We start from the raw sequence: 7340 nt of genomic DNA on the forward strand, positions 1-7340 counted from the left end.
TGCATTTGCGTGGTTGCGCCGTGCATGCAAGCATCATCGTCTCGCTAGCCAACGCAGACATGACAATGAAAAAAATTCTCGCGCTTCTCATCATCATCGCCATTGCCGCCTACCTGCTATTCTGGCCGGTCAGTATCGAGCCCGTCGCCTGGCAAGCCCCTACGGCCCCCGCCCTGGAAGGCCCCTACGCCACCAACACGGCACTCAGTGACAGCCGCATACTCGGCAAGGATGAAGGCGTTGGCCCGGAAGATGTGGCCATTGATGATGAAGGCTACCTGTACGTGGGCTATGTAGATGGCCGCATTGTTCGCTTTGATCCCGACGGCAAGAACCCGGATCTGATCGCCAACACCGGAGGCCGGCCATTGGGTCTGGATTTTGCGCCCTCTGGCAACCTGATCGTTGCCGATGGCTACAAAGGACTTTTGAGCATCAACGCGGCCGGCGCTATCACAACCCTGAGCGACAGCGCTAACGGACTAGCCTACGGTTTCACCGATGACGTGGATGTGGACAGCAACGGCATCGCCTATTTCTCCGATGCCTCCAGCAAATTTGGCCCGGCCATGCATGCCCGCGACGACATCATGGAACACGGCGGCCACGGGCGGCTGTTGCGTTACGACCCGGCCACCGGCCAAGCCGAAGTCCTGCTGGATGGCCTGCAGTTCGCCAATGGTATCGCCCTGTCGCAGAATGAAGACTTCGTACTGGTGACCGAAACCGGTAATTACCGCATCGTTCGCTACTGGCTCAAAGGCGACAAAGCCGGCAGCCACGATATCTTCATGGATAACCTGCCCGGCATCCCGGATGGCATCTCGGCCAACGGCGACGGCACTTTTTGGCTTGCCCTTTTCAGTCCCCGTAATGCCATGCTCGACAGCCTTTCCGACAAACCCCTGCTGCGCAAAGTGGCCTTCCGTATGCCCAGCTTCCTGCAGCCGCAACCGGTGCATCACGGCTTTGTGCTCGGCCTCGACGAGCAAGGACAGGTCACTCACAATCTGCAAGACAACAGCGACGGCGCCTTCGCCCCGATCACCAGCGCCGAACAGCATGGCAACACCCTCTACCTGGGCAGCCTTACCGAGCCTCGCTTTGCCGCTTACCCCCTGGGCGATAACAGCCCCCTCACTGACATTAATGATGGAGGCAGCGACAAATGAGCGCCCTGAACGCCGCCTTTATCGGACTAGGCACCATGGGCTACCCCATGGCCGGCCATCTGGCCGAAGCAGGCATTTCCATGACGGTGTACAACCGAACAACTCTCCGGGCGCAGCAATGGGCACGGGATTACCCAGGCAACTACGCAGCCACACCTGCCGAAGCCGCCCGGGGAGCGGATCTGGTCTTTGTCTGTGTCGGTAACGACGACGACCTGCGTCAGGTAACGCTCGGTGATGACGGCGCCCTGCAAGGCTTGGCCAAGGGCGCCATTCTGATCGATCACACCACTGCCAGCGCAGAAATGGCCCGCGAGCTGGATACCGCCTGTCGAAAGCAGGGCAATCATTTTATCGATGCCCCGGTCTCCGGCGGACAGCAAGGAGCAGAAAACGGCCAACTCTCGATCATGTGCGGGGGTGACGAGGCGGTCTATCAGCGCGTACTCCCCACCCTTCAGCATTACGCCAAAGCCACCAACCTGATGGGGCCGGCGGGCAGTGGCCAGCTGACCAAAATGGTCAACCAGATCTGCGTAGCCGGGCTGGTGGAAGGGCTTGCAGAAGGCGTCGCCTTTGCCTTGAACGCCGGCCTGGATGCCAGCAAAGTCTTCGAAACCACCAGTCAGGGGGCCGCCGGCTCCTGGCAGATGGTAAACCGGCACCAGACCATGATCGACGACCAGTATGAGCACGGCTTCGCGGTGGACTGGATGCGCAAGGACCTGGATATCTGCCTGAACGAAGCTGCCCGGAACGGGACACCCCTGCCCGTCACGGAGCAGATAAACGACTTTTACCGGGATATTCAGGCCATGGGTGGGGGCCGCTGGGATACATCGTCCCTGCTGCGTCGATTACAGAAAAAGCCTGAAACCTGAAGCCGCATGCCTGACGCAATAAAATTGAAACCCACACCACCACCGATGTGATTGCGGGTTTAGGCGTCAGGCACCCCGCAAGGCGAAAAAACAGCCCTCATCAGAAACCGGGGCTTGCCCTTAAATCCACGACAAATCTTCATTCAAGGCAACTTCACTGCCCCTTTTCTGGGCACCAGCGCGTCCGCATTCCCGTGTGAAAGCTGCTCCGCCACTTTTTTGGGCAATGCTTCCAGCAACGGTTCATACTCGCCCAGCACCTTCTCCATGCTGTCGAAATGCCCCACCAGGTCGGTTCCCAGGGTAAAACGGTCCGGAAATTCACGGATAAGGGCCAGCCACTCCTTGCTGGGCACGCCGTCATCAATCAGGTAGTGGTCTTTCACGCTCCACGACAGGTCGATGTACAAATTTTCATAGCGGCTCAGTAATGCCCGCAGGATAGGCGGTAAGGTCCCCAGTGGCGCCTGTCGCTCTTCCACACCACCACTGGTGCCTGCGTGGGCCAGCAAAAAACGGGTTTCCGGGTGTTCACTGAGCGCCTCTTCCAGCTCCCCCAGATAGATCGGTGTCTCTTCGCGAAGGGAGGTCAAGTTGCTGTGCAGCAACACGGGAAGATCATAGCGCCCCGCCATTGCATACACCTTCATCAGTGCCGGATGGTTGGCCCGGGGAGTCTCTCCTTCGGTGAGCGCAGTGAGCTGATCATGCCGGGTGAGAATTTCTCCAATCCCCTGCCACAGCCCCGGATAACGCTCAATGAGGCTTTCCACCTGCTCCGCTGCGTGCATGTCCGTGGGGTTGAAACCACTGATAAACGGCTGCAACCGCGCCTGCTGCTCCTCCGGCAGCGACAACACCGCCTGGGCCACAATGTCATCCGTGGCGCTGTAGTAATACAGCGGCGCCTCATCGCCCAGATAATAGCGGGGGCGGCGTGGCGCCTCTGCCTGCCATTTTTTCATCACCGGCAGACCAAATACCCAGGCTCGCTCCACACCTGCCTCATCCATGGCCGCGATCATCGCCTGGGCGCCCTCACTGTCCTGCATGAAATCCACATAGTGCAGGTGCGCATCAGTCCATTGCCGGCTCGCAACATCTCCTGCATTGGCACAGCCTGCCGACAGCGCAGCCAACAGCAACACTCCGCTACCCAACACATTAACCCTGTTTCCCATCCAGCCTCTCCAGCAAATGTTCACCAACCCGGCGCCCGGCCATCCAATGACCGCAATACAGTGACTACAGACATCTCAGGTTGTTCATGGATATGACATTTTCTTGCTCCGAATGTCTCAATATAGACAAAAACCAAAATATAGACCATTATTGTCATCAACAGGAGGCAAAACATGGAACCCGCAACAGCCTATACCCCACAAGCTCTGGACGATGGCGCCCGCCATGCCGCCTTGCGTGCGGTATTGAAACTACTGGAGCACTGGCAGTGCAGCGAAAAGGAGAAAATGGCGCTACTCGGTGTCGGCCGCTCCACCTTGCACAAATACCAGAGCCAGCCAGACAGCGCGCGGGTAAGCCAGGACCTGCTCGAGCGCCTCAGCTACCTGCTGAATATCCATCAGGCGCTACGGACCCTGTTCGGGAACAAGGAGAACGTGTACGGCTTTGTGCGCATGGCCAACCATAACGCCTTTTTTAATGGCGCCACGCCCATGAGCATCATGGGCAGCGGCCGGGTCGCCAGCCTTTACGAGGTGCACCGTCAGCTCGACAGCCTGCGAGGCGGCCAATGGGGCTGAGTGAACCGAATACCGATGCCTTGCCATGTACCACGCTACGCGGACAAATCGCCTACCGGCTGGTCAATGGCAAATACCCCCCCATCGCCATCTTCGATGATGTGGCGGACCAGGCTGACTTCGATGCGCTGTTTGCGGTGCAGGCACTCACCAATCCACGCCTGCAGAATGATGTTGGCGAGCTGAACCGGGTACCGCCCGATCAGCGCCCCTGGGGCATCCCCGGTTGCAACTACGCCCTGGGCCCTTTCGTGCATGTGAACCCGGCCGGTTCGCGCTTCTCTGCGGGCCATTACGGCGTATTCTATTGCGCCGACCGCATGGCAACGGCCATCGCCGAAACCCGCTATCACCAGCAACGCTACTTCCAGCAGGTGGATGGCCTCAAATATGACCGCATCGTGATGCGCGGTCTGAAGGTCAATTTCACCGCGACACTCATCGATATCACCCCCGCCAGCGACCACCCACGCTGGCATGCGCCCGATGATTACAGCGCAGCCCACCTGCTCGGTCAGCAATTACGGGACCAACAACACAGCGGCATTCATTACGAATCGGTGCGAGCTGCCGGCAGCCATTGCTACGCCCTGCTGACCCCGCAAATTATCGCCAGCATTACCCCCAGCGCTCACTACGAATACATCTGGGACGGCGAAAAAATCGCCCACACCCTTACCATCCGCCGGCTGAGTTAACGCAGGAAGCAGTGTTTCCAGTAAGCGACGCATAGGAGAGAGGCATTCACTACTTGCGGCTTATCCTGGGACCGCAAGATCAGGCCTGACCTGTAGCGTGATGCATGTTGCGTAAAACGTGTTACGGCCGTAAAGCGGCCATAAAAAAGCCCCACTCTTTCGAGTGAGGCTTTTCTATTTGGCGTCCCCTAGGGGAGTCGAACCCCTGTTACCGCCGTGAAAGGGCGGTGTCCTGGGCCACTAGACGAAGGGGACGTGTTTGGTGGAGCTAAGCGGGATCGAACCGCTGACCTCAACACTGCCAGTGTTGCGCTCTCCCAGCTGAGCTATAGCCCCAAATACCAGTGGGATCAGGTGCATCCCGGTAGGTGCGGCGTATTCTACCGGCCACCCCTACCCTGTCAAGCGCCAGCCAGCGGTTTTTTTTCAGAATGAAGTCGATTTGACTACATCCTGAGCAAGTTGCTGAAAAACTGGGCAAAAGCAGTAGCGAGTGACGAGTTTCGAGTCGCGAAAACCTTCAGGCATGAGCGAGTTTCAGGTTTTGCTCTTCGAAACTCGCTTCTCGCAACTCGCCCCCAGTCGGTCAGACTTTCAACCCACCGGCAGATCCCGGTAAGCCTTCTCCAGCTTCTTCATCTGCTTCTTGGATACCCCACCCAATATCTCAATGGCGTGGCGGATGCGGGCACGGCTGATGTCAGAACCGATGATCTCCATGGAGTCCACCACCGAGAAACTGGCACTGGTGCCGGCAATGGCGATGAAGACCGGGAACAGGAAATCCTTAATCTTCACTTCCAGGGCATCGGCGATGGCTTTGGCGTCGGCGAACAAGCCATCACGGTTCCAGTCGTTGCGCGCTTCATAGGTCCAGAGCAGATACTGCAACCACACCTTGATGTCATCGGTGGCGTACTGCTTATGCTCGAAACTGGCTTCGTTGATCGCCGGCATACCGTTAAAGCAGAACGCTGCCTTGTCGGCCACTTCCGACAAGGTCTCCACCCGCTGGCGCAAGTGCGGGATGATTTTCATGGCGTAATCACGGTTGTAAGCCCAGTCCAGCAGCGAGTCCAGAAATTGCTCATCGCTCTGATCGCGCAACCATTGGCCGTTCAGCCAGCTAAGTTTTTCCACATCGAACACCGGCCCCCCCAGAGACACACGCTGGATATCGAACGCGTCCTGCATCTGCGCCAGCGAAAATTTCTCGCTCTCATCCGGCATGGACCACCCCATACGGCCCAGGTAGTTGATCAACGCTTCCGGCAAATACCCCATGCGTTGGTAGAACAGGATACTGGTGGGGTTCTTGCGCTTGCTGAGTTTGGATTTATCCGGGTTACGCAGTAGCGGCATGTGACACAGCGCCGGCATTTCCCAGCCAAAATATTCATAGAGCAATTTGTGCTTGGGCGCAGAGTTAAGCCATTCCTCGCCACGAATGACATGGGTGATCTCCATCAGGTGATCGTCCACGATATTCGCCAGGTGGTAGGTTGGCATGCCGTCGGATTTCAGCAGAATCTGTGCATCGACCAGCGCCCAGTCCAGCTCGACCGTGCCACGCAGCATGTCCTGAATTTCACAGCGACCGTCCATGGGGACCCGCATGCGAATCACGTAGGGTGCGCCTTCGGCTTCACGTTTCGCCTGCTCATCCGCCGGCAGCTCCAGATCCGACGGCTTGAGCGCCCGGTTCTCGCCGCTCTCTTTTAGCGCAGCACGAAGCGTATCCAGCTCTTCACTGGTGCGGTAGCACTTGAACGCATGGCCCTTTTCGATCAACTCGTCCGCGTACTGGCGATACATCCCCTTGCGTTCACTTTGCCGGTACGGCCCATGCGGCCCGCCCACGTCCGGGCCTTCGTCCCAGGTCAGCCCCAGCCATTTCAGAGAATCCAGGATCATCTGTTCGGACTGATCCGTGGAACGGGTCTGATCCGTATCTTCGATACGCAGAATAAACTGGCCGCCATGCTGCTGCGCAAAGCAACGATTGAACAAGGCAATATAAGCCGTGCCGACGTGGGGATCACCGGTGGGCGACGGGGCGACGCGAGTACGAACAGTCATGCTGACTCCAATAATGCAAACTGGCGCGAATTATACCTGTCAAAGCCGCCACCATGTAGACACGAAGCCCGGGGTTTCTGCTATGGTTATGACAACTTCGTGATTCCGGTTCACTCTGTTGCCTTGTTTTGTCTGGCAGCAGGTCTTCATTGGATTCAACTGCTCAAGGAAAAGACCATGCGTATTCCGTTTCAACGTTCCCTGCTCGTCGCTGTGATTGCCAGCACTACCCTGCTGCAAGCCTGTTCCGACAACAGCGAAGACGCCGCCAAAGAGGCTGCCGCCCCAGCTGCACAAGCCCCGGCCGCCGCCGATCACAGCAATCACATGAACACAGATGACAGCGCTGACAAACCCGCTGCCACCGGCATCACCCGCAGCTCGGCCCCGGAAGGCGCCGCCGCTGAAATCGTCAGCCCGGCCAATGGCGCCACCGTCAGCAGTCCGGTGAAGGTTGTCTTTGGCCTGGAAGGCATGGATGTGGCTCCGGCCGGCAATGAGCAAGAAAACAGTGGCCACCACCACCTGCTCATCGACCTGGAAACCCTGCCGGACATGGGCATGCCCCTGCCCGCCAACGACCAGGTAGTGCATTTCGGTAAGGGTCAGACTGAAACCGAGCTGGAACTGGAGCCGGGCACCCATACCCTGCAACTACTGCTGGGCGATTATCGCCATGTTCCCCATGAGCCACCGGTCATGTCCGAGAAGATCACCATCACGGTGGAATAAAAGCGCTGCACGGAC

The 7340-nt window shown here is 58.2% G+C and carries 7 protein-coding genes and 2 tRNA genes; 5 read left to right on the plus strand and 4 right to left on the minus strand.

Annotated elements, in window-relative coordinates:
• Positions 1-1172 (plus strand): SMP-30/gluconolactonase/LRE family protein (locus tag A3730_RS17890; protein ID WP_231883989.1); only part of this gene is annotated, 1172 nt, incomplete at its 5' end.
• Positions 1169-2053 (plus strand): NAD(P)-dependent oxidoreductase, encoded by an 885-nt coding sequence (locus A3730_RS17895; protein WP_063521407.1) that lies wholly within the window; start codon positions 1169-1171, stop codon positions 2051-2053. The genes A3730_RS17890 and A3730_RS17895, both read left to right, overlap by 4 nt.
• Positions 2054-2196: 143 nt before the next feature.
• Here the strand turns inward: A3730_RS17895 and A3730_RS17900 are convergent, their stop codons facing one another.
• Positions 2197-3234 (minus strand): amidohydrolase family protein, encoded by a 1038-nt coding sequence (locus A3730_RS17900; protein ID WP_063521408.1) that lies wholly within the window; start codon positions 3232-3234, stop codon positions 2197-2199.
• Between the two features lie 174 nt (positions 3235-3408).
• Here A3730_RS17900 and A3730_RS17905 point away from each other — a divergent pair, with 174 nt between their 5' ends.
• Complete coding sequence (locus A3730_RS17905; protein ID WP_063521532.1) at positions 3409-3816, plus strand: antitoxin Xre-like helix-turn-helix domain-containing protein; 408 nt, start codon at positions 3409-3411, stop codon at positions 3814-3816.
• Positions 3807-4514: an RES family NAD+ phosphorylase gene (locus A3730_RS17910; protein ID WP_063521319.1), complete on the plus strand. Its 708-nt coding sequence runs from the start codon at positions 3807-3809 to the stop codon at positions 4512-4514. The genes A3730_RS17905 and A3730_RS17910 overlap by 10 nt, the downstream gene beginning before the upstream one ends.
• A 179-nt stretch (positions 4515-4693) precedes the next feature.
• Here the strand turns inward: A3730_RS17910 and A3730_RS17915 are convergent.
• From A3730_RS17915 to gltX, 3 genes are all read right to left on the minus strand, one after another.
• Positions 4694-4769, minus strand: a tRNA-Glu gene (locus A3730_RS17915).
• 5 nt (positions 4770-4774) lie between these two features.
• Positions 4775-4850 (minus strand) — tRNA-Ala (locus A3730_RS17920).
• 258 nt (positions 4851-5108) lie between these two features.
• Complete coding sequence (gltX, locus tag A3730_RS17925) at positions 5109-6593, minus strand: glutamate--tRNA ligase (protein ID WP_063538601.1); 1485 nt, start codon at positions 6591-6593, stop codon at positions 5109-5111.
• A 177-nt stretch (positions 6594-6770) separates the two neighbouring features.
• On the opposite strand from gltX, the gene A3730_RS17930 reads away from it, so the two are divergent.
• The gene (locus A3730_RS17930) at positions 6771-7325 is read left to right on the plus strand and encodes a DUF4399 domain-containing protein (RefSeq protein WP_063520750.1); all 555 of its coding nucleotides are present in this window, start codon (positions 6771-6773) and stop codon (positions 7323-7325) included.
• The last annotated feature ends 15 nt before the right edge of the window (positions 7326-7340 follow it).

Source organism: Alcanivorax sp. HI0044, from assembly GCF_001634945.1.